Genomic DNA, 19297 nt, shown 5'->3' with positions numbered 1-19297 from the left:
TGACGATATGAACGTTGAAAAAATCTTCGCGAGCCGCGGTCCGCTATGGGCAGTTTGTGCCCTGGTGAGTTGCCTGTGGGCGAGCGTGCCTTGGGTCGCGCAGGCCACGACCTTGGCCGTACTGCAGCAACCGGCGCTGCCAACGGCCAAGGCGCCGCGCGCGGTATTGCTCGGGCTGGCCCGGGCCGGTGAGCGCCTGGTGGCGGTCGGTGAGCGCGGGATCGTGCTGCTTTCCGACGATGCCGGAATGAATTGGCGCCAGGCCAAGGTGCCGGTCAGCGTCAGCCTGACGGCGGTGCAATTTGTCGATGCCGAACAGGGCTGGGCGGTCGGTCATCTGGGCGTGGTGCTGCACACCCGGGACGGCGGCGAAACCTGGGAAAAGCAACTCGACGGTGAGCGTGCGATCGCCCTCGCGATGCAGGTTGCAGAGCGCGATGCCAATGAACCCGGCGGTGCCAGCCAGTTGACGCAGGCTCGGCATATGCTCGCCGACGGGCCGGATAAACCGTTCCTTGACCTGTACTTCATCGATCGCCTGCACGGCTACGTCGTGGGGGCCTACAACCAGATCTACCGTACCGACGACGGTGGGCGTAGCTGGCAGCCGTGGATGCGTCATGTCGACAACCCGCAGGGCTTGAACCTGTATGGCGTCCGCGGCGTGGGCAAGGACCTGCTGCTGGCGGGAGAGCGCGGCCTGCTGTTGCGTTCGAGCGATGGCGGACAGTCGTTCCACGCCTTGAAGTCACCTTATGAAGGCAGTTTTTTTGGCCTGCTCGGCACCCGCGATGGGGCCTTGATTGCCTACGGTCTGCGTGGCAATGCCTGGTGGTCGGACGATCGAGGCAACAGTTGGCGACGCCTCGAAACCGCTATCGAGTCGACGCTGGCGGCAGCGCTTGAGCTGCGCGACGGCAGCCTGTTGTTGGCCAGCCAGGGCGGTGAGTTTTTATTCAGCCATGACCAGGGCCGCAGCTTTGACAAGCGTCAGAGCCGCAGCGGTGGCACGGTTGCCGCCGTGCAACAGGCGGTCGATGGCAGCCTCACCAGCGTCGGTTTGAGCGGCGTGGCCGCCGACCAGGATCCGCGAGGCTCCAGTAAACCTTGAAACTTCACGGTGTAGCGCTATCGGGCCACGGCTCGTGCAACAGGAGTCAAACTTGAAAGACGACAGAATCCAAACCGTGATCGGCCGCCAGGAAGACTTCGACCGGGCGTCGGGCAATTTCGCCGAGCGGGCGATTTTTAACCATCGGCCGCTGGTAATCCTGCTGTGCCTGCTGGTGACCCTGGTGCTGGGCTGGCAAGCCACGCGCATCGGTATCAATGCCAGTTACGAGAAGACCATTCCCACCGGGCATCCCTACGTCGCCAACTTCCTGGAGAATCGCAGTGAGTTGAGTGGCCTGGGCAATTCGCTGCGTATCGCCGTGGAGGTCAGGCAGGGCAGCATTTTCACCAAGGACTATCTCGATACTCTGGCCAGGCTCAATGATGAGCTCTATTTGCTACCGGGCGTCGACCGCCCCTATATGAAATCGTTATGGACCCCGACCACCCGCTGGACCGCCGTGACGGAGGAGGGGCTCGATGGCGGCACGGTGATCCCTGACGATTACGACGGCTCGGCCAGCAGCATCGAACAGGTGCGCACCAACGTGGGCCGTTCCGGTGAAGTCGGCCAGTTGATCGCCGGCAACTACAAGTCCAGTGTGATCTTCGTGCCGCTGCTGGAGATCAACCCGCAGACGGGCAAGGCGCTGGACTATGGTGAGTTTTCCCGGCAACTGGAGGCGTTGCGAGACAAATACCAGACCGACGACCTGCGGATCCATATCACCGGCTTTACCAAGATCGTCGGCGACCTGATCGAGGGAATGACCCAGGTCCTGCTGTTTTTCGTGGTGGCGGTACTGGTGACGGTGATGGTGCTGTTTGGCTACACCCGTTGTGCGCGCAGCACCCTGGTGGTGGTGACCTGTTCGCTGGCCGCCGTGCTTTGGCAGCTGGGGCTGCTGGCACTGCTCGGTTACGAGCTGGACCCATACTCGGCACTGGTGCCGTTCCTGGTGTTCGCCATCGGCATGAGCCACGGCGCGCAGAAGATGAACGGCATCATGCAGGACATCGGCCGGGGCACCCACCGGGTGGTTGCCGCGCGTTATACCTTCCGCCGGCTGTTCGCCGCCGGCATCACCGCCTTGCTCTGTGATGCGGTGGGCTTTGCGGTGTTGCTGCTGATCAACATCCGGGTGATCCAGGACCTGGCGGTCACCGCCAGCCTCGGGGTGGCGGTGCTGATCTTCACCAACCTGATCCTCTTGCCGATCCTGCTCAGCTACATCGGCGTCAGCCCGGCAGCGGCGCAACGCAGCCTGAGTGCGGAAACCATCGAACAGCAAGCGCAGATCAAACATCCGCTGTGGCGCGTGCTCGATCTGTTCACCCAGCGGCGCTGGGCCATTGGCGCCATGCTGGCTGGCTTGCTGTTGGCCGCGTCTGGTTTTGCCGTGAGCCTGCACCTGAAAATCGGCGACCTGGACCCCGGCGCTCCGGAACTGCGTGCCGACTCGCGCTACAACCGCGATGCGCTGTTCATGACGCAAAACTATGCGGCCAGCTCGGACATCTTCGTGGTCATGATCAAGACCCCGGAGGATCAGTGCACCCGTTACGCCAGCCTGTCCGCGGTCGACGCGCTGGCCTGGCAACTGGAGCAATTGCCCGGCGTGGAATCGACCACCTCGATGGCGGCGCTGAGCAAGATCGCCACGGCCGGATATAACGAGGGCAATTTCAAATGGTATGAACTGATCCCCAACGACGGCGCGCTGGGCGCCGTGCAAACCCGCGCGCCGCGAGAGCTGTTCAACCAGGGCTGCTCGATGTTGTCGTTGTACGTCTACCTGGCCGATCACAAGGCTGACACCTTGAACCGCGTGGTGGAGGCCAGCGAGCAGTTCATCGCCGGACATCAGCTGCCAGAGGTCAAGTTCATGCTGGCGGCCGGCAGTGCGGGGATCGAAGCGGCGACCAATATCGTCGTGAAGAAATCCATGCGCGAGATGCTCTTCTGGGTCTACGGCGCGGTCAGCCTGTTATGCCTGCTGACGTTCCGCAGCTGGCGCGCCACCCTCTGCGCGATGCTGCCGCTGATGCTCACCTCGATTCTGTGCGAGGCGCTGATGGTGGGGCTGGGCATGGGCGTGAAAGTCGCGACGCTGCCGGTCATCGCCCTGGGCGTGGGCATCGGCGTCGATTACGCGCTCTATGTGCTCAGCGTGATCCTGGCGCGCATGCGTGCCGGCGACACCCTGGCCCAGGCGTACTACCAGGCGCTGTTATTCACCGGCAAAGTGGTGTTGCTGACGGGCATGACATTGGCGGTGGCGGTGTCGACCTGGGCTTTTTCGCCGATCAAGTTCCAGGCCGACATGGGGATTTTGCTGGCCTTCATGTTCCTGGTGAACATGCTTGGCGCCCTGATCCTGCTGCCGGCCCTGGCATGGTGGCTATTGCCGCGGAAGGTGTTTGAAAAGAAGCCTGAACTGAGCCGGCGGGAGCGCTGGGTGAGGGGCTGAAGCGGTGATCCTGTGGGAGCGAGCCTGCTCGCGAAAGCGGAGCGTCAGTCGATAAAGAGGCTGAGTGTGCAGGCCCCTTCGCGAGCAGGCTCGCTCCCACAAAGGAACCTGGCGTAGACCTTCGTCATGACCGCCGAAAGTGCGATGTGGAAGCGATAGCCCCTGTCAGGATTTCTGCGCCACCGGCTCTGCCGTGCCCAACCGTGGCCGGGCCGAACGGCGGATCACGCTGAGGATGGCCAACGTCGCCACCACCAATCCAGGGGAGGTCGCCAGCAATACCGCAGTGGTCCCGCCGCCGGCCGCGAGGATCTGGCCGGCGGCCAAAGGCCCGGCCACCGAGCCCAGGCGCCCGATGGCAACGGCTGCACCGACGCCGGTTGCGCGCACCGCCGTAGGGTAGGAGGGCGGCGCCGAGGCATAAAGCACCAGTTGGGCCGCCATGACGAACAACCCGGCGGCAAACCCGGCGATGCCCATCGGCATGATGCCCACCGACAAACCGACCCCGGCCAGGGCGCTCAGCAGGCCGGCATAGACAAACAGCACTACCTTGACGGCGTTGAAACGGTCCAGCAACAAACCACCGATCAACGATCCCAGGGCCCCGCCGATGTTGAACAGCATCTGCACCAGGCCGGCCTGGGGTTTGCTGAAACCTTGCTCCACCAGCAAAGAAGGCAGCCAGTTGAGCAGCATGTACATCACCGTCAGGGTGAAGAAATAACTCAACCAGAGACCCAACGTTGTCAGCCCCCGGCCTTCGCCGAACAGCGCCTGACCGGTCGAACCACGGACCTCGCCCGCGACGTGTCGTATCTGCTTGAATGCGCTGGACTCCGGCAGCCACAGCAGCATCAACGGCACCACCAGCAACGGCGCCAAGCCGCCGATGAAAAAGGTCATCTGCCAGTGCTCGCCAAAGGTCATGGCGACCACTGCCGCCAGCGCGCCACCCAGCGGAACCCCGGCATACATCACGCTGATGGCGGTACCCCGGCGTTGTTCGCCCACGGCTTCAGCGCACAGGGCGATGAGGTTGGGGAGGGCGGCGCCCAGTCCCAGGCCGGTCATGAAGCGCACCAGCAGCAGGCTGGAGAATTGCTCGACAAACGCGGTGCCGAGGGAAAACACGCCGAACAGCAGGACAGCGGCAATCAGGATTTTCTTGCGGCCGATGCGATCGGCAATCCAGCCGCCGAAAAACGCACCTGGCAACAGGCCGATGATCCCCGCGCTGAAGACCCAGCCCATCATCTTCGGGTCCAGGGCGAAGGTCTGTCGCAAGCCGGCAGCGGCGGTGCCGGCCGATTGAAGATCAAAGCCTTCGATCAGCGCGACGATGAAACACAGGGCAATGGTCAGCGTCGCACGACGCGGCGGATGGTTCATGGCGAATCCTCTTATTGTTTTTGTCGGGACTGCGGCTCGAAGGGAACCCCGCAGCGCGGGATTAAGATTAACAAAGCTAACTAAAAAATGAATCGCGAGGAGCAAACCCGCGAAATCTTCGGTTTCTCTTGGAAATTCAGCAGTTTGGTATCTATAGGACGAACAGTCGCCATATTGATTAATCATATTAACGTTCGATTATCGGACATTGCCGATTGACGAAGTACCGGGCCGTTTCCATTCTCTGTCCGCACAGCCCTCCACTCAGGGCTGCCTCGATAGAAAACAACAACAAAAAGCGGACATCGAACATGCCAGATATCATCCGGGACGCCCAGGCGGCGATCCCTGTTTCACCGCTCGTTCACTGGTTGGCCGGTGCCGGGCTGAGCCTTCTTTGCAGCGTGGCGCTGGCCGAAGGCTTCATCGACGACAGCCACGGCACGTTGACCCTGCGAAATTACTACATGGATCGCGATTACAAGGACGACGGCGCCAAGACTGCGGCCCGGGAGTGGGCCCAAGGCGTGTTCATGAACGTCGAGTCGGGATTCACCCCGGGTACGCTCGGATTTGGCCTGGATGTGAGGGGGCTGCTGGGCATCAAGCTCGACTCCTCGCCGGACCGCAGCGGCACCGAACTGTTGCCGGTGTCGAGTAGCGACAAGCGCGCGGCGGATGAATATTCGCGGCTGGGCGTGACCGGCAAGTTGCGTTTCGGCCAAACCACGGTAAAGACCGCCGATGTCTCGATTTTCCTGCCGTTTGCCTTCGCCAGTCCGTCGCGGCTATTGCCGCAGACCTTTCGCGGGACAACCCTGAGCTCCAAGGACATCGACGGATTGACGCTGAACACCGGTTACATCGATCGCATCGCCCGGCGCGATTCCACCGATTACCAGCCCATGAGCATCGCCTCGCCCAATCGTCGTTTCAACGGCGCGGCTACCTCGTCTCACATGGCGTACGTGGGAGGCGATTATCAGGTCAACAAGGATCTGGGCCTGCGCATCTACCACGCCGAAGTTGCCGATCTGTACCAGCAGAATACCTTGGCATTGCTGCACAACCTGCCATTGGGTGATGGCGTGCTGACCACCGATCTACGGAGTTTTTTCAGCAGCGAGGAGGGCGCCGCCAAGGCTGGCAAGGTGGATAACCGCAACGTCTCGGCGCTGGTCGGTTATCGCCTGGGCGGGCATCGCGTCAGCCTGGGCTACATGCATTCGAGCGGCGATACGGCCACGCCCTATGTGTCCGGCACCGAGCTGATGGGTTTGAGTGAAATGACCATGAGTTCGGACTTTCTTAATGCCAAGGAGCGCACCTGGCAAGCGATCCACGATTATGACTTCGCCGCCGTTGGCGTGCCTGGCTTGCGGACCCGGTTGCGTTACGTGCGTGGCGACCATATCGAGCTGGCGGCCCTCAATTTCGAGGATCGCAAGGAGCGTGAGTTCCAGATGGAGTTGGGTTACGTGATCCAGAGCGGCCCGCTGAAAAACGTCGGCCTGCTGGCGCGCAAGTCGATCTACCGAAACGACTTCCCGGGAACGGCGGCGTTTCGCGATGAAAACCAGACCCGGTTCCTGGTGACGTACAGCGTGCCGATCTGGTGAAGCCAGTGAAGCCGTCATTGACGAGCTTTCGTGGCGAGGGAGCTTGCTCCCGCTGGGCTGCGCAGCAGCCCCAAGCTATTGGCCGCGGCGCTTCAGGCAAACCGCGTCCACTGTGTTGGGGTCGCTGCGCAACCCAGCGGGAGCAAGCTCCCTCGCCACAGGGAGGAGTGAGGTTCCTTACTGGTAAACCTTCTTCAGCAACCGCAGCAGCTCCCCGCGCTCCGCACCATTGAGAGCGGCGGTGGAGTCCAGGTCGCTCTGGGCGGCGATCTGCTTGAGCTCCTTGAGCAGGGTTTCGCCGGTCTTGCTCAGGAAAATCCCGTAGGAGCGCTTGTCCGGCTTGCAGCGCACCCGTACGGCCAGGGCGCGGCTTTCCAGTTTGTTCAACAAGGGCACCACTTGCGGCGGCTCGATGGCCAGCGCCTTGGCGAGGTCTGCCTGCATCAGGCCGGGGTTCTGGTCGATGATCGCCAGGGCCGAGAACTGGGCCGGTCGCAGGTCGTGGACAGCAAGACGGCTGATCAGGTTCTGGAACAGTTTCAACTGCGCGCGACGCAAGGCGTAACCGATCAGGTCATCCAGCGCGGAATCCAGCGGCGCCTGCGTGTCGGTACCGTCGGCCAGGGGCGCGGCGGCGGCTTCGGCAAGCTTGGAAGACTTGGCCATCGAAAGGTGCATCCTCAAGGTCAGTGATTAACAAGGCTATCCAGTTTGCCGGGGTTGCCGCGCGGTGGCTACGGTCGCCGGTATTTTTGTTCTCCAGCTCTGGATCCGGGCCGTCAGGAAAATACAGATAAATCGATTAATAGTTAATTGACATAACTAATATTCGAGGTTAGTTTTTCTCCATCTTCAGCCAAGAACAAGAGAGCACCCGCCATGAGCAACTACGAAGGTCGCTGGACAACGGTCAAGGTCGACATCCAGGAAGGCATCGCCTGGGTAACCCTCAATCGCCCGGAAAAACGCAACGCCATGAGCCCGACCCTCAACCGCGAGATGATCGATGTGCTGGAAACCCTGGAACAGGATCCCGCCGCTGGCGTGCTGGTGCTGACCGGTGCGGGGGAGGCCTGGACCGCCGGCATGGACCTCAAGGAATATTTCCGCGAAGTGGATGCCGGGCCGGAAATCCTCCAGGAAAAAATCCGTCGCGAAGCCTCGCAATGGCAATGGAAACTGCTGCGCATGTACGCCAAACCGACCATTGCCATGGTCAACGGCTGGTGCTTTGGCGGCGGCTTCAGCCCGCTGGTGGCGTGCGACCTGGCGATCTGCGCCGACGAAGCCACCTTCGGCCTTTCGGAAATCAACTGGGGCATCCCGCCCGGCAACCTCGTGAGCAAAGCCATGGCCGATACCGTGGGCCATCGTCAATCCCTGTACTACATCATGACCGGCAAGACCTTCGGCGGGAAAAAAGCCGCCGAGATGGGCCTGGTCAATGAAAGCGTACCTCTCGCGCAACTGCGTGAAGTCACCGTGGAGCTGGCGCGCAACCTGCTGGAGAAAAACCCGGTGGTGCTGCGCGCGGCCAAGCATGGTTTCAAGCGTTGCCGCGAGCTGACCTGGGAGCAGAACGAGGACTACCTCTACGCCAAGCTGGACCAGTCGCGCCTGCTCGACACCGAGGGCGGCCGCGAGCAGGGCATGAAGCAGTTCCTGGACGACAAGAGCATCAAGCCGGGCCTGCAAACCTACAAACGCTGAGACGACAGCGCGGCGGGCGCCATCGTGGGCCCGCAGGTTGTTCGTCCAAGGCCCTCGGCGCTACTGTGAACGTGTTCCCGATAAAGACAATAAAGAGGAATCACCATGCTGGACGTGCCCCTGTTGATTGGCGGCCAGTCGTGCCCGGCCCGCGATGGCCGGACCTTCGAGCGCTGCAACCCGGTGACCGGTGAAGTGGTGTCCCGTGTGGCCGCCGCCACGCTGGAAGATGCAGACGCCGCCGTGGCCGCCGCACACGCTGCCTTCCCGGCCTGGGCCGCGCTGGCGCCCAATGAACGTCGCACCCGCCTGTTGCGCGCGGCCGAGCAGTTGCAGGCGCGCAGCGGCGAATTCATTGCCGCCGCTGGCGAAACCGGCGCCATGGCCAACTGGTACGGCTTCAATGTGCATCTGGCGGCAAACATGCTGCGCGAAGCCGCCTCCATGACCACGCAAATCAATGGCGAAGTCATCCCTTCGGACGTGCCCGGCAGTTTCGCCATGGCCTTGCGTCAGCCCTGTGGCGTGGTGTTGGGCATCGCCCCGTGGAACGCCCCGGTCATTCTCGCCACCCGCGCAATCGCCATGCCCCTGGCGTGCGGCAACACCGTGGTGCTCAAGGCCTCGGAAGTCAGCCCGGCCGTGCACCGCCTGATCGGCCAGGTGCTGCAGGACGCCGGTCTGGGCGATGGTGTGGTCAATGTCATCTGCAATGCGCCCACGGATGCGCCGGCCATTGTCGAGCGCCTGATCGCCAACCCGGCGGTACGGCGGGTCAACTTCACGGGCTCGACCCACGTCGGCCGCATCGTCGGCGAACTGTCGGCGCGTCATCTCAAACCGGCATTGCTGGAGCTGGGCGGCAAGGCACCGCTGCTGGTGCTCGATGACGCCGATCTTGACGCAGCGGTGCAGGCGGCGGCGTTTGGGGCCTACTTCAACCAGGGCCAGATCTGCATGTCCACCGAGCGCCTGATCGTAGACGCGAGCGTGGCCGATGCCTTTGTCGCCCGACTGACCGCGAAGATTGCGACCCTGCGCGCCGGCGATCCTGCCGCGGGTGATTCGGTGCTGGGCTCGCTGGTGGATGCCAGTGCCGGACTGCGCATCAAAGGCCTGATCGACGATGCCCTGGCCAAAGGCGCCAGATTAGTCGCCGGCGGCCAACTGGACGGCAGCATCCTTCAGCCTACCTTGCTCGACGGCGTCACCCCGGACATGCGCCTGTACCGCGAAGAGTCCTTCGGACCGGTAGCGGTGTTGCTGCGCGGCGACGGTGACGAAGCGTTGCTGCGCCTGGCCAACGATTCCGAGTTCGGCCTGTCGGCGGCGATCTTCAGCCGCGATACCAGTCGCGCCCTTGCGCTGGCCCAACGAATCGAATCCGGCATCTGCCACATCAATGGCCCGACCGTGCACGACGAGGCGCAAATGCCCTTCGGCGGGGTCAAGTCCAGCGGCTACGGCAGCTTTGGCGGCAAGGCCGCCATCGAGCATTTCACCCAGTTGCGCTGGGTGACGATGCAGAACGGCCCACGGCATTACCCGATCTGAAAATCCGTCGCATCGCCGGCGAAGGGCCGCCCGAGCCATCGCCCGATGCAGGCCAGACATGACAATCACAAGGCCGCAGCCAGACGCTGCCACGCTCCGCTCGCGTCAAGCGACCCGAGTGTGCCTTGATGGAGGAGATGCACCGTGAGTTCCGAGTTCAGATCATCCTCCCGGCCCGAACCCGCGCGCTATCGCCAGGTGTCGATCGGGCATCCAGCCGTTGAAGTGAAGGAAGAGCAGGGCATCCTGCACATGCGCTCCCTGGAGCCCTTGGCGGCGTTGCCGTCGCGCCTGCTCGATCGCCTGGTGCACTGGGCCCGGGTGCGACCGGACCAGACGTTCATTGCCGCTCGCGAAAACCAAGGCGATTGGCGTCACGTCAGCTATGCCGAAATGCTCGACAGCGTGCGGGCCATTGCCCAAGGCCTGCTTCGTTATGGCCTGTCGGCCGAAAAACCCCTGGCGCTGCTCTCGGGTAACGACATCGAGCATTTGCAAATGGCCTTGGGCGCGATGTACGCCGGGATTCCCTATTGCCCGGTGTCGCCGGCCTATTCGTTGCTGTCCCAGGATTTCGCCAAGCTGCGGCACGTCTGCGACCTGTTGCAGCCGGGGCTGGTATTTGTCAGCGAGGCCGCGCCGTTCGAGCGCGCGATCAATGCGGTATTGCCTATGGATATCCCCCTGGTCAGCGTGCGCGGAGAAATACCCGGCCGCGCCAGGACAAGCTTCGCCAGCCTGCTGGCGCAGCCGGGCGGCAGCGAGGCCGAGCGGGCCTTCACCGCCACCGGTCCGGACAGCATCGCCAAGTTCCTGTTCACCTCCGGCTCCACCAAGCTGCCGAAGGCGGTGATCACCACCCAACGCATGCTTTGCGCCAACCAGCAGATGCTCTTGCAGACCTTCCCGGTGTTTGGCGAGGAACCACCGGTGCTGGTGGATTGGCTGCCCTGGAACCATACGTTCGGTGGCAGCCATAACGTCGGCATCGTGCTGTACAACGGCGGCACCTTCTATCTGGACGATGGCAAGCCCACCGTCCAGGGCTTCGCCGAAACCTTGCGCAATCTCAAGGAAATTTCCCCAACCGCCTACCTGACCGTGCCCAAGGGCTGGGAAGAATTGGTCAGCGCGCTGGAACAGGACGCCGAGTTGCGCGCGCGTTTCTTCAAGCGCATCAGCCTGTTCTTCTTCGCTGCGGCGGGGCTTTCGCAGAGCACCTGGGATCGCCTCGACAAGGTGGCCGAGCAGCATTGCGGCGAGCGCATCCGCATGATGGCCGGCCTGGGCATGACCGAAGCGTCGCCGTCCTGCACCTTCACCACCGGGCCGCTGTCCATGGCCGGCTACATCGGCTTGCCGGCGCCAGGTTGCGAAGTGCGGATGGTGCCGGTGGACGGCAAGTTCGAAGGGCGCTTTCGCGGACCGCACATCATGCCCGGCTACTGGCGCTCGCCGCAGCAGACCGCCGAGGTGTTCGACGAGGCCGGTTTCTATTGTTCGGGCGACGCCATCAAGCTCGCCGATCCCGCCAACCCGCAGTTGGGGCTGATGTTCGACGGGCGTATCGCCGAAGACTTCAAATTGTCCTCCGGCGTGTTCGTCAGCGTCGGGCCGTTGCGCAACCGCGCGGTGCTGGAGGGCACGCCGTACGTCCAGGACCTCGTGGTGACGGCGCCGGACCGCCCGCACCTGGGCGCGCTGGTATTCCCGCGCCTGCATGACTGCCGGCGCCTCTCGGGCCTGGCGCAGGACGCCAGCGACGCCGAGGTCCTGGCCAGCCCGCCGGTGCGCCAGTGGTTTGCCGACTGGTTGCAGCGCCTGAACCGCGAAGCCAACGGCAACGCCAGTCGTGTGGAGTGGATTGCACTGCTCGACGAACCCGCTTCCATCGACCGTGGCGAAATCACCGACAAGGGCTCGATCAACCAGCGCGCCGTGTTGCAATGGCGCGCGGCGAAGGTCGAGGCGCTGTATCGAGGCGAGGACCCAACGATCTTGCGTGCCGGCAATTAACACCAAACCCTGTGGGAGCGAGCCTGCTCGCGAATGCGGTGTATCAGCGAGAATTGGATATTGCTGAACCACCGCTTTCGCGAGCAGGCTCGCTCCCACATTTGATTGCAATTACTATGGCGGCTCTCTCTTCTCTGGATATCACCTGAATGAGTAAGCCCGGCCAAACGGTGCTGGTCGCGTTGCGTCGAATGATCGCTTCAGGCGAACTGGCGGCGGGCGAGCGCTTGATGGAAATTCCAACGGCGCAACTGTTCGGCGTCTCGCGGATGCCGGTGCGCATGGCGTTTCGCACCCTGGAACAGGAAGGGCTGCTGGTGCGTTTTGGCGGGCGGGGTTTCCAGGTGCGCTCGGTCAGCGCCGAGGAGATTGCCGGGGCGGTGGAAGTGCGTGGGGTGCTGGAGGGCCTGGCCGCCCGGCAAACCGCCGAACGCGGCTTGTCCGAGGAGGCTCGCCGGGCGCTTGAGCAGTGCCTGGTCGATGGCGATGAACTGTTCGCCAAAGGTTATGTGACCGAAGAGGACCTGGAGGTCTATCACGACCTCAACATGCGTTTTCACCAGGTAATCGTCGAGGGCAGCCACAACCCGGCCATCGCCGACGCCCTGGCGCGCAACGATCACCTGCCGTTCGCCTCGGTCACGGCCCTGGCGGTCGATCGCCAGAACATGGCCGGCGAATACCGGCGCTTCAACTATGCCCACATGCAGCATCATTCGGTGTTCGATGCGCTGGTCAATCGCCAGGGCGCCCGGGCCGAGGCGATCATGCGCGAGCATGCCAACGCGACCCTGCGCTACGCCGAGGTGTTTGGCTCGACGCTGGCGGATGAGCGGATGAAGGTAATCCTTAGAACTGAATGAACCTCTACTGTGGGAGCGAGCTTGCTCGCGATAGCGGTCGTTCAGCATCATTAATATTGCCTGACACACCGCTATCGCGAGCAAGCTCGCTCCCACAGGGTAGTGTTTTAGAGACCCCCGCATAGGATTGGTACTCAGAGATCCAGCACCAACAACGGCGTCCTCGACCTCGAACAGCACGGCGTGAACTGGTCGTTGCAGGCTTGCTCGGCTTCGGTCAGGAACATGTCCCGATGGTCCGGCACGCCTTCCAGCACGCGGGTCAGGCAGGTGCCGCACACGCCTTGCTCGCAGGAAATCGGAACCTCGATGCCATGGCTTTCCAACACCTGGACCACGCTGCGGTCCGCCGGCACCTCGAAAACCTGGCCGCTGCTGGCAAGCTTCACCGAGAAGCGGCCATCGGCCGTGGTGTCGATCGGCGCCGCGGCGAAGTATTCCCGGTGCAGATTGGGTTCCTGCCAGCCCTGGGCCTTGGCGGTGTCGAGGATGTGCTGCATGAACCCGCCGGGACCACAGACATACAGGTGCAGGTCGGCGCTGGGCGAAGCCAGTACCCGAACGGCATCCAGTGCCGTGGCGGGTTCTTCATCGAAATGCAGGAATACCCGGTCGGCGTAAGGCGACTGCTCCAGGCGTTCGATAAAAGCGGCGCGGTCCCGGGACCGGGCACAGTAGTGCAATGCGAACGCAGCGCCGCTCTGGGCCAGGTGCTCGGCCATGCACAGGATCGGCGTGATGCCGATGCCGCCGGCAAACAGCAGGCTGCCCTGGGCCGCAGGGGCCAGGGCAAACAGGTTGCGCGGTTCGCTGATCAGCAGCCGCGCGCCCGGCTGGATCTGTTCATGCAGGCTGCGTGAGCCACCTCGTGACGAGGGGTCCCTGAGCACGCCGATGAGGTAGCGATGCCGTTCTTCCGGGTGATTGCACAGCGAGTACTGGCGAACCAGCCCATCGGGCAAATGCACGTCGATATGGGCGCCGGCGGTAAACGCCGGCAGTGGCTGACCGTCGATGCTGGTCAGCTCGTAGCTGCAGATGTCCGGGGTTTCAATAGTGCGTGCCGCGACCTGGACTTCGATCATGGCCGTTGCTCCGCGTGTTGCGGCTGCTGGGTACTGGCGATCAGGGCGGCCTGTTGCTCACGCTCGCGGGCGATCCAGCGTTCCAGTACCCGACGCGACTGCACGCCGCCGGCATCGATGTTGAGCTTGAGCAGATTGCGTTGCGGATGGTCCAGCAGGTTGCGCTGCTGGCGTTCGAGCATCTCCAGGTCTTCGCTGAAGATCTTGCCCTGGCCCTCGCGAATACTCGCGGTCAGCGCGTCGTCCTGAGGCTGGAAGTGGCGTGCCATGCCCCAGAAGTACCAGATGGAGGTCTCGGTTTCCGGCGTGATGAAATCGACGACGATGCTCGATGCCTTGTATTGCGGCGCGGCGTGATAGCCACCGTGGCCGGCATGGGCCACGCCGACTTCGATCATTACGTGGCTGGGCGGGGTGAATCGGCAGATCTGCCAGCGATCCACCGGCACGTCGTCGGCCAGGTTGTTGCCGCGCAACGCCATGCGCCAGAAGGGCGGAGCCATGATGTTTTCCATGTGGCGGGCGGTGACCACCTCGTCGCCTTCGACCGTGGTCACTGGCGGTGCCTCGTCGATTTCCTTCTGGCCGATGCTCGAGGCATGCACGTAGGTTTCGTGGGTCAAATCCATCAGGTTGTCGATCATCAGGCGATAGTCGCAGTGGATATGGAAGAGCCCGCCGCCATACGCCCATTCCTGGTTCTCCGCCCATTCCAGAGGATGGATCAGCGAGGGGTCGGCCAATGCCTGTTCACCCGGCCAGACCCAGATAAACCCGTAGCGCTCCTGCACGGCAAAGGTCTTGTTGCAAGGAAATCCCCGCACCCGTTGCCCGGGCATCTCGACAGTCTTGCCGTCGTCGCCCATGACCAGCCCATGGTAGCCACACACCAGGTTGCCATTCTCGACATAACCGAGCGAGAGCGGTGCGCCTCGATGGGGACAGAAGTCCTCGACGGCGGCGACTTTGCCGGCTTGCCCGCGGTAGAAAACCATTTTCTCGCCACAGATCTGCCGACCCAGCGGCTTGTCGGCAATCTCGTCCGGGGTGCAGGCAACGTACCAGGCGTTCTTGGGGTACATGAGAGGGATCTCCAGGCTGGTTTTGTTATTATCAGTGGATCCATTAACTCTCTTAACTAATTTGCTTGTCAACGATTTTGGTGGCTGTGCAGATGATCGGTGTTTCTCAATGGATCCATTGCTCGCTTTAAAACCGATAGGCCGCCGGCACTTGCGCCTCGATGAATCGCTGCATGTGTTCGAGGAAGCGCGCCTGCAGTTTCGACAGCGGTCCATGGATTGGCAGCAGCATGCTGAAGTCCATTTCGATCGCCGGTTCGAAGGCCCGGAAGACGATGCCGTTGCCGCGGTATTCAACGGCACTGATGGCGTCCACCAGGGCGACGCCCAGGCCTTGCTCAACAAAAGTGCACATCGGCTGGGACAATTGGGTTTCCAGGCGCAGCTCACGCTCGACGCCGTGAGCGGCGAAAATCGCGTCGATGTGTTGTCGGGAGCCGATGGATTGCGGATAGGAAATGAACGGTTCGCCCTGCAGGTCTTCCGGCTTGATGGACGCGCGGTCCTGTAGCCGATGGCCGGCGGGCAGGGCGCAGAGCATGCGCGTAGCCAGCAACTTTTCGGCACGGGGACTCGGGTAGGTATTGGGCAGGACGATCAGGCCCAGGTCACAGCGCTGGCCTACCACCAGGTCAACGACTTCCCGCGAGGAATGCACCACCAGCGAGATCTGCACCTGCTCATGCTCGGCCATGAACGCGGCAATCGCCCGCGGCAGGAACGACAAGCCCATGGCCGGCGCGCAGGCAATGTGCAGCGAACCGCGCTTGAGATTCCGGATGTCCTGGGCCGTGCGCGCGATCCGCTCCACCCCCAGCAGCGAGCGCTGCACCTCCTGATACAGCGTCATGGCCTCGGCGGTCGGTTGCAGCCGGCCCTTGATACGGTCGAACAGGCTGAAGCCGATGTCTTCTTCCAGGCTGGCAATCAGCCGGGTCGCGGCGGGTTGCGAGATGTGCAGCATTTCGGCGGCGCGGGTCACCGTCTGGCCGAGGATCACCGCGCGAAACGCTTCCAGCTGGCGGAGGTTCATAAGGATGCTCACCCATAACAAAAAGACATGAGCTATCAAAAATAAAGCATTTTTAATGAGCGTGGCAGCGTCCTAGGATCGATCGCATGAACTCGCCCGGCCATGAAGCGGCGCTTCGCCGTACTTCAAGGCCTCTGGAACAGCGATATAGCAGTCATGCAAAAAACTGATGTGATCATCGTAGGTGGCGGCCTGGTGGGTATGTCCATTGCCTATGGCCTGGCCCTGCTCGGCCGCCAGGTGAGCGTGCTCGACGAGGGCGACGACGCGATTCGCGCCGCCCGTGGCAACTTCGGTTTGCTCTGGGTCCAGGGCAAGGGCTACGGAATGAGCCCGTATGCACAATGGACCCGTGATTCGGTGGCGCTATGGCCGCGCTTCGCCGAAGCGCTGCAAGCCGACACGGGTATCGATATCCATTTGCGCCAGCAGGGCGGTTTCCAGTTGTGCCTGAGCGATGCGGAAATGACCGAGGAGGCCGCGCGCCTGGCCTGGCTGCGCGAGGCCCTCGACGGTGATTATCCCTATGAGCTGCTGGACAGAGCACAACTGCGCGGCCGTCTGCCGGGTATCGGCCCCGACGTGGTGGGCGGCTGTTTCTCGCCCATGGATGGTCACGTCAACCCACTCAAGCTGTTGCGTTCGCTGCATGCGGCCTGCAAAGCGCGTGGCGTGACGTTGATCAATGGTCACCGCGTCGAGGCCATCGAACCGCACGCCACGGGTTTGCAACTGCGCGCCGCCGATCAGCGCTGGTCTGCCGCGCAGGTTGTCCTGGCCGCGGGCCTGGGCAATCGGGCATTGGGCGAAAGGGTCGGATTGGACGTGCCCGTGCAACCCAATCGCGGGCAGATCCTGGTGACCGAAAGACTCAAGCCGTTCCTCCATTACCCCACGACGTATGTGCGCCAGACCGACGAGGGCACCGTGCAACTAGGCGATTCCCATGAGTCGGCGGGCTTCGACGACAGCACCGGCAGCCAGGTCATGGCCGCGATCGCCCGACGCGCCGTGCAGTGTTTCCCACTGCTGGGTGACGTACGCCTGGTGCGGGCCTGGGGCGCGTTGCGGGTGATGAGCGCCGACGGGTTTCCGATTTACGAAATGCCCCAGGGCTGCCCGGGCCTGACGGTCGTCAGTTGCCACAGCGGCGTGACCTTGGCCGCTGTTCACGCCCTGCGCCTGGCCCCGTGGATTGCCGGCGAGTTCGATGACCCAGCCGTCAAGCCATTCGGCCTGCAGCGCTTCAATTCGCCAACCGAGGTGCGTCATGTCGGCTGAAAGCCTGTTCCGGCCTTTGGCCGTCTCGCAGAACCAGGTACTGATCGAGTTCGACGGCAAGCCCTTGCGCGTGCCGGGTGATGTCTGCCTTGCGGCGGCGCTGCTCGCCAGCGGAGTTCGGCATAGCCGTGAAAGCGCTGTCAGCGGCAGGCCCGCTGCGCCGTACTGCCTGATGGGCGTGTGCTTCGAATGCCTGGTGCAAGTGGACGGCCAGGCCAACGTCCAGTCGTGCCTGGTGGCGGTGCGCCCGGGCATGCGCGTAAAACGCCAACGCGGCGCCGTCAGCCTGGCGCCGAACGAGGAGGGGACCGATGAGTAACGCCGTGATCGACTTGATCATCATCGGTGCCGGACCGGCCGGCATGAGCGCCGCCATCGAGGCCAGGGACCATGGATTGACGGTTGTGGTGCTGGATGAGCAGGCCAGTCCTGGAGGGCAGATTTATCGCCAGGTGCTTCAAGCCGATGCCCGCAGCCGCGCGGTGCTCGGCGAAGACTACAGCGCCGGTGCGCAGCTGGCGGCGGATTTTCTCCGATGCGGGGCTCGTTACCTGCCCAACGCGGCGATCTGGCAAGTCACCCCCCAGCGTGAGGTGCACTACCTGATCGACGGCTGCGCAGAGGTTTTGCGCGGGCGCCATCTGCTGATCGCCACGGGCGCCTTCGAACGGCCGATGCCAATTCCCGGCTGGACCTTGCCTGGGGTCATGACGGCCGGTGCGGGGCAGATCCTGCTCAAGAGCGCGGCGCTGGTACCGGCGGGGCCGGTGGTCCTGGCGGGTTGCGGTCCGCTGTTGTACCTGCTGGCGGCGCAGTACCTGCGCGCCGGCATTGCCGTCGAGGCGCTGGTCGATACCAGCCACCGTCGCGAGCTGCTGCGGGCCTGGCGACTGATTCCCGGTGCGTTGCGCGGCTGGCGCGACTTGTTCAAGGGCGTGGGGCTGCTGGCCGAGTTGAAGCGTGGCGGCATCCGCCATTATCGCGGTGCCCGCAATCTGTGCGTCGACGGTGAGGACTGCGCCAGCGCACTGAGCTTCGACAGTGGAGGCCAGCACGTGCGCGTGCCCGCCGGATTGATTTTATTGCACCAGGGCGTGGTGCCGCACACGCAGATCAGTTGGTCGTTGCGCCTGGAGCATGACTGGAGCGAGGCGCAACTGTGCTGGATTCCACGGCGCGATGGCTTTGGCCAAACCAGTGCACCGGGCATTTTCATCGCCGGTGACGGCGCTGCCATCGGCGGCGCGCAGGTGGCGCGGCTGGAAGGGCGACTCGCTGCGATGGCGATTGCCGGTGTGTCTCGGGGAGCACGCAGCCTTAAGAAAGGCCTGCGTCGTGCTCGTGCTGCGCGGCCCTTGATCGATGCGTTGTATCGCCCCCCGGCAGAAAGTTGCGTCCCACCCGACGACGTCATCGTGTGTCGCTGCGAAGAAGTCACGGCTGGCGCTATCCGCCGCTACGTCGACCTCGGCTGCCTGGGTCCCAACCAGACCAAAGCCTTCAGCCGTTGCGGCATGGGCCCGTGCCAAGGGCGCCAATGCGGCTTGAGCGTCACCCAGATCATCGCCGCCCAGCGCCGCGTGTCGCCCGCTGAAGTCGGTTACTACCGCATCCGTCCCCCCCTCAAACCCATCACGCTGGCCCAACTGGCCGGCGAACGTCACTGCGTCGAGGAACCGTCATGACCATTCAACGTATCGAAAGCAACCCGCGCCTGAGCCGCAGCGTCGTGCACAACGGCGTGGCCTGGCTCAGCGGCATTGTCGCCGCCGATTGCAACCAGGACATCCAGGGCCAGACCCGCCAGGTGCTGCAGCGGATCGACGAATTGCTCGCCGCGTCGGGCAGCGACAAGCGCCGCCTGCTCAGCGTGCAGATCTGGATGAAAGACATGGGCCGCGATTTCGCTGCGATGAACACAATCTGGAGTGACTGGGTCGACGCCGCGCACACCCCGGCGCGAGCCACCGCACAGGTGGCGTTCGATGACCCGCAGATCCTGCTGGAACTGATCGTCACCGCGGCAGTGTAGGACCGCCGGACACTGCTGTGCCGCTATCGGGCAAGACCACCGCCAG

General features: G+C 63.4%; 16 protein-coding genes. 11 read left to right on the top strand and 5 right to left on the bottom strand.

Annotated features, from left to right (window positions below; translation table 11 throughout):
- The first annotated feature begins 7 nt into the window (after positions 1–7).
- Together J3P97_RS14210 and J3P97_RS14205 are read left to right on the top strand one after the other, a co-directional pair.
- Positions 8–1111 carry a WD40/YVTN/BNR-like repeat-containing protein gene (locus tag J3P97_RS14210; RefSeq protein ID WP_434672003.1) on the top strand — a complete coding sequence of 368 codons (1104 nt, stop codon included), beginning with the start codon at positions 8–10 and terminating at the stop codon, positions 1109–1111.
- Between the two features lie 52 nt (positions 1112–1163).
- Positions 1164–3584 (top strand): efflux RND transporter permease subunit, encoded by a 2421-nt coding sequence (locus tag J3P97_RS14205; protein ID WP_434574054.1) that lies wholly within the window; start codon positions 1164–1166, stop codon positions 3582–3584.
- Positions 3585–3749: 165 nt separating this feature from the next.
- On the opposite strand, the gene mhpT is transcribed toward J3P97_RS14205, so the two are convergent.
- A complete protein-coding gene (gene mhpT / locus J3P97_RS14200; RefSeq protein WP_434672002.1) occupies positions 3750–4976 on the bottom strand; it encodes a 3-(3-hydroxy-phenyl)propionate transporter MhpT in 1227 nt (408 codons plus the stop codon).
- Positions 4977–5287: 311 nt separating this feature from the next.
- On the opposite strand from mhpT, the gene J3P97_RS14195 reads away from it, so the two are divergent.
- A complete protein-coding gene (locus J3P97_RS14195) occupies positions 5288–6595 on the top strand; it encodes an OprD family porin (RefSeq protein WP_434672001.1) in 1308 nt (435 codons plus the stop codon).
- A 177-nt stretch (positions 6596–6772) separates the two neighbouring features.
- On the opposite strand, the gene J3P97_RS14190 is transcribed toward J3P97_RS14195, so the two are convergent.
- Positions 6773–7261 (bottom strand): MarR family winged helix-turn-helix transcriptional regulator, encoded by a 489-nt coding sequence (locus J3P97_RS14190; protein ID WP_434672000.1) that lies wholly within the window; start codon positions 7259–7261, stop codon positions 6773–6775.
- A 213-nt stretch (positions 7262–7474) separates the two neighbouring features.
- Between J3P97_RS14190 and J3P97_RS14185 the strand changes: the two genes are divergently transcribed.
- From J3P97_RS14185 to J3P97_RS14170, 4 genes are all read left to right on the top strand, one after another.
- Positions 7475–8305 (top strand): p-hydroxycinnamoyl CoA hydratase/lyase, encoded by an 831-nt coding sequence (locus tag J3P97_RS14185; RefSeq protein ID WP_434671999.1) that lies wholly within the window; start codon positions 7475–7477, stop codon positions 8303–8305.
- Between the two features lie 105 nt (positions 8306–8410).
- Positions 8411–9859 carry an aldehyde dehydrogenase gene (locus J3P97_RS14180; RefSeq protein ID WP_434600855.1) on the top strand — a complete coding sequence of 483 codons (1449 nt, stop codon included), beginning with the start codon at positions 8411–8413 and terminating at the stop codon, positions 9857–9859.
- 144 nt (positions 9860–10003) lie between these two features.
- The gene (locus tag J3P97_RS14175) at positions 10004–11875 is read left to right on the top strand and encodes a feruloyl-CoA synthase (protein WP_434671998.1); all 1872 of its coding nucleotides are present in this window, start codon (positions 10004–10006) and stop codon (positions 11873–11875) included.
- Between the two features lie 149 nt (positions 11876–12024).
- Positions 12025–12738 (top strand): GntR family transcriptional regulator, encoded by a 714-nt coding sequence (locus tag J3P97_RS14170; protein ID WP_434630884.1) that lies wholly within the window; start codon positions 12025–12027, stop codon positions 12736–12738.
- 134 nt (positions 12739–12872) lie between these two features.
- Here J3P97_RS14170 and J3P97_RS14165 read toward each other — a convergent pair whose 3' ends face one another.
- The 3 genes from J3P97_RS14165 to J3P97_RS14155 all read right to left on the bottom strand — a co-directional run bounded on the left by J3P97_RS14165 (position 12873) and on the right by J3P97_RS14155 (position 15938).
- The gene (locus tag J3P97_RS14165) at positions 12873–13823 is read right to left on the bottom strand and encodes a PDR/VanB family oxidoreductase (protein ID WP_434671997.1); all 951 of its coding nucleotides are present in this window, start codon (positions 13821–13823) and stop codon (positions 12873–12875) included.
- The gene (locus J3P97_RS14160) at positions 13820–14905 is read right to left on the bottom strand and encodes a Rieske 2Fe-2S domain-containing protein (RefSeq protein ID WP_434671996.1); all 1086 of its coding nucleotides are present in this window, start codon (positions 14903–14905) and stop codon (positions 13820–13822) included. Before J3P97_RS14160 ends, J3P97_RS14165 begins: the two co-directional genes overlap by 4 nt.
- A gap of 127 nt (positions 14906–15032) precedes the next feature.
- On the bottom strand, positions 15033–15938 hold the full coding sequence (locus tag J3P97_RS14155) for a LysR substrate-binding domain-containing protein (protein WP_434671995.1): 906 nt from the start codon (positions 15936–15938) through the stop codon (positions 15033–15035).
- Positions 15939–16094: 156 nt separating this feature from the next.
- Here J3P97_RS14155 and J3P97_RS14150 point away from each other — a divergent pair, with 156 nt between their 5' ends.
- Genes J3P97_RS14150 through J3P97_RS14135 form a run of 4 tightly spaced genes read left to right on the top strand, consistent with a single transcriptional unit; the run spans position 16095 to position 19251 of the window.
- Positions 16095–17219, top strand: coding sequence for an NAD(P)/FAD-dependent oxidoreductase (locus tag J3P97_RS14150; RefSeq protein ID WP_434671994.1), 1125 nt, complete (start codon positions 16095–16097; stop codon positions 17217–17219).
- Entirely contained in the window at positions 17209–17538 is a 330-nt protein-coding gene (locus tag J3P97_RS14145; protein WP_434671993.1) for a (2Fe-2S)-binding protein, read from the top strand. The genes J3P97_RS14150 and J3P97_RS14145 overlap by 11 nt, the downstream gene beginning before the upstream one ends.
- Entirely contained in the window at positions 17531–18904 is a 1374-nt protein-coding gene (locus J3P97_RS14140) for an FAD-dependent oxidoreductase (RefSeq protein WP_434671992.1), read from the top strand. The genes J3P97_RS14145 and J3P97_RS14140 overlap by 8 nt, the downstream gene beginning before the upstream one ends.
- The gene (locus J3P97_RS14135) at positions 18901–19251 is read left to right on the top strand and encodes a RidA family protein (protein WP_434671991.1); all 351 of its coding nucleotides are present in this window, start codon (positions 18901–18903) and stop codon (positions 19249–19251) included. The genes J3P97_RS14140 and J3P97_RS14135 overlap by 4 nt, the downstream gene beginning before the upstream one ends.
- Positions 19252–19297 lie beyond the last annotated feature (46 nt).

The organism is Pseudomonas sp. R1-15 (genome assembly GCF_051132085.1).
In the GTDB taxonomy this organism is placed as follows: Bacteria; Pseudomonadota; Gammaproteobacteria; order Pseudomonadales; family Pseudomonadaceae; genus Aquipseudomonas.
The sequence above is the reverse complement of the archived record's forward strand: the minus strand, read 5'-3'. Positions and strand labels throughout refer to the sequence as shown.

What these genes read in the sequence shown, in the direction of transcription:
- J3P97_RS14135 (WP_434671991.1), top strand. Translation starts at nt 18,901, where the DNA reads ATGACCATTCAACGTATCGAAAGCAACCCGCGCCTGAGCCGCAGCGTC.
- J3P97_RS14165 (WP_434671997.1), bottom strand. Translation starts at nt 13,823, where the DNA reads ATGATCGAAGTCCAGGTCGCGGCACGCACTATTGAAACCCCGGACATC.
- J3P97_RS14150 (WP_434671994.1), top strand. Translation starts at nt 16,095, where the DNA reads ATGCAAAAAACTGATGTGATCATCGTAGGTGGCGGCCTGGTGGGTATG.
- J3P97_RS14180 (WP_434600855.1), top strand. Translation starts at nt 8,411, where the DNA reads ATGCTGGACGTGCCCCTGTTGATTGGCGGCCAGTCGTGCCCGGCCCGC.
- J3P97_RS14155 (WP_434671995.1), bottom strand. Translation starts at nt 15,938, where the DNA reads ATGAACCTCCGCCAGCTGGAAGCGTTTCGCGCGGTGATCCTCGGCCAG.
- J3P97_RS14195 (WP_434672001.1), top strand. Translation starts at nt 5,288, where the DNA reads ATGCCAGATATCATCCGGGACGCCCAGGCGGCGATCCCTGTTTCACCG.
- J3P97_RS14145 (WP_434671993.1), top strand. Translation starts at nt 17,209, where the DNA reads ATGTCGGCTGAAAGCCTGTTCCGGCCTTTGGCCGTCTCGCAGAACCAG.
- J3P97_RS14170 (WP_434630884.1), top strand. Translation starts at nt 12,025, where the DNA reads ATGAGTAAGCCCGGCCAAACGGTGCTGGTCGCGTTGCGTCGAATGATC.
- J3P97_RS14190 (WP_434672000.1), bottom strand. Translation starts at nt 7,261, where the DNA reads ATGGCCAAGTCTTCCAAGCTTGCCGAAGCCGCCGCCGCGCCCCTGGCC.
- mhpT (WP_434672002.1), bottom strand. Translation starts at nt 4,976, where the DNA reads ATGAACCATCCGCCGCGTCGTGCGACGCTGACCATTGCCCTGTGTTTC.
- J3P97_RS14140 (WP_434671992.1), top strand. Translation starts at nt 17,531, where the DNA reads ATGAGTAACGCCGTGATCGACTTGATCATCATCGGTGCCGGACCGGCC.
- J3P97_RS14210 (WP_434672003.1), top strand. Translation starts at nt 8, where the DNA reads ATGAACGTTGAAAAAATCTTCGCGAGCCGCGGTCCGCTATGGGCAGTT.
- J3P97_RS14185 (WP_434671999.1), top strand. Translation starts at nt 7,475, where the DNA reads ATGAGCAACTACGAAGGTCGCTGGACAACGGTCAAGGTCGACATCCAG.
- J3P97_RS14160 (WP_434671996.1), bottom strand. Translation starts at nt 14,905, where the DNA reads ATGTACCCCAAGAACGCCTGGTACGTTGCCTGCACCCCGGACGAGATT.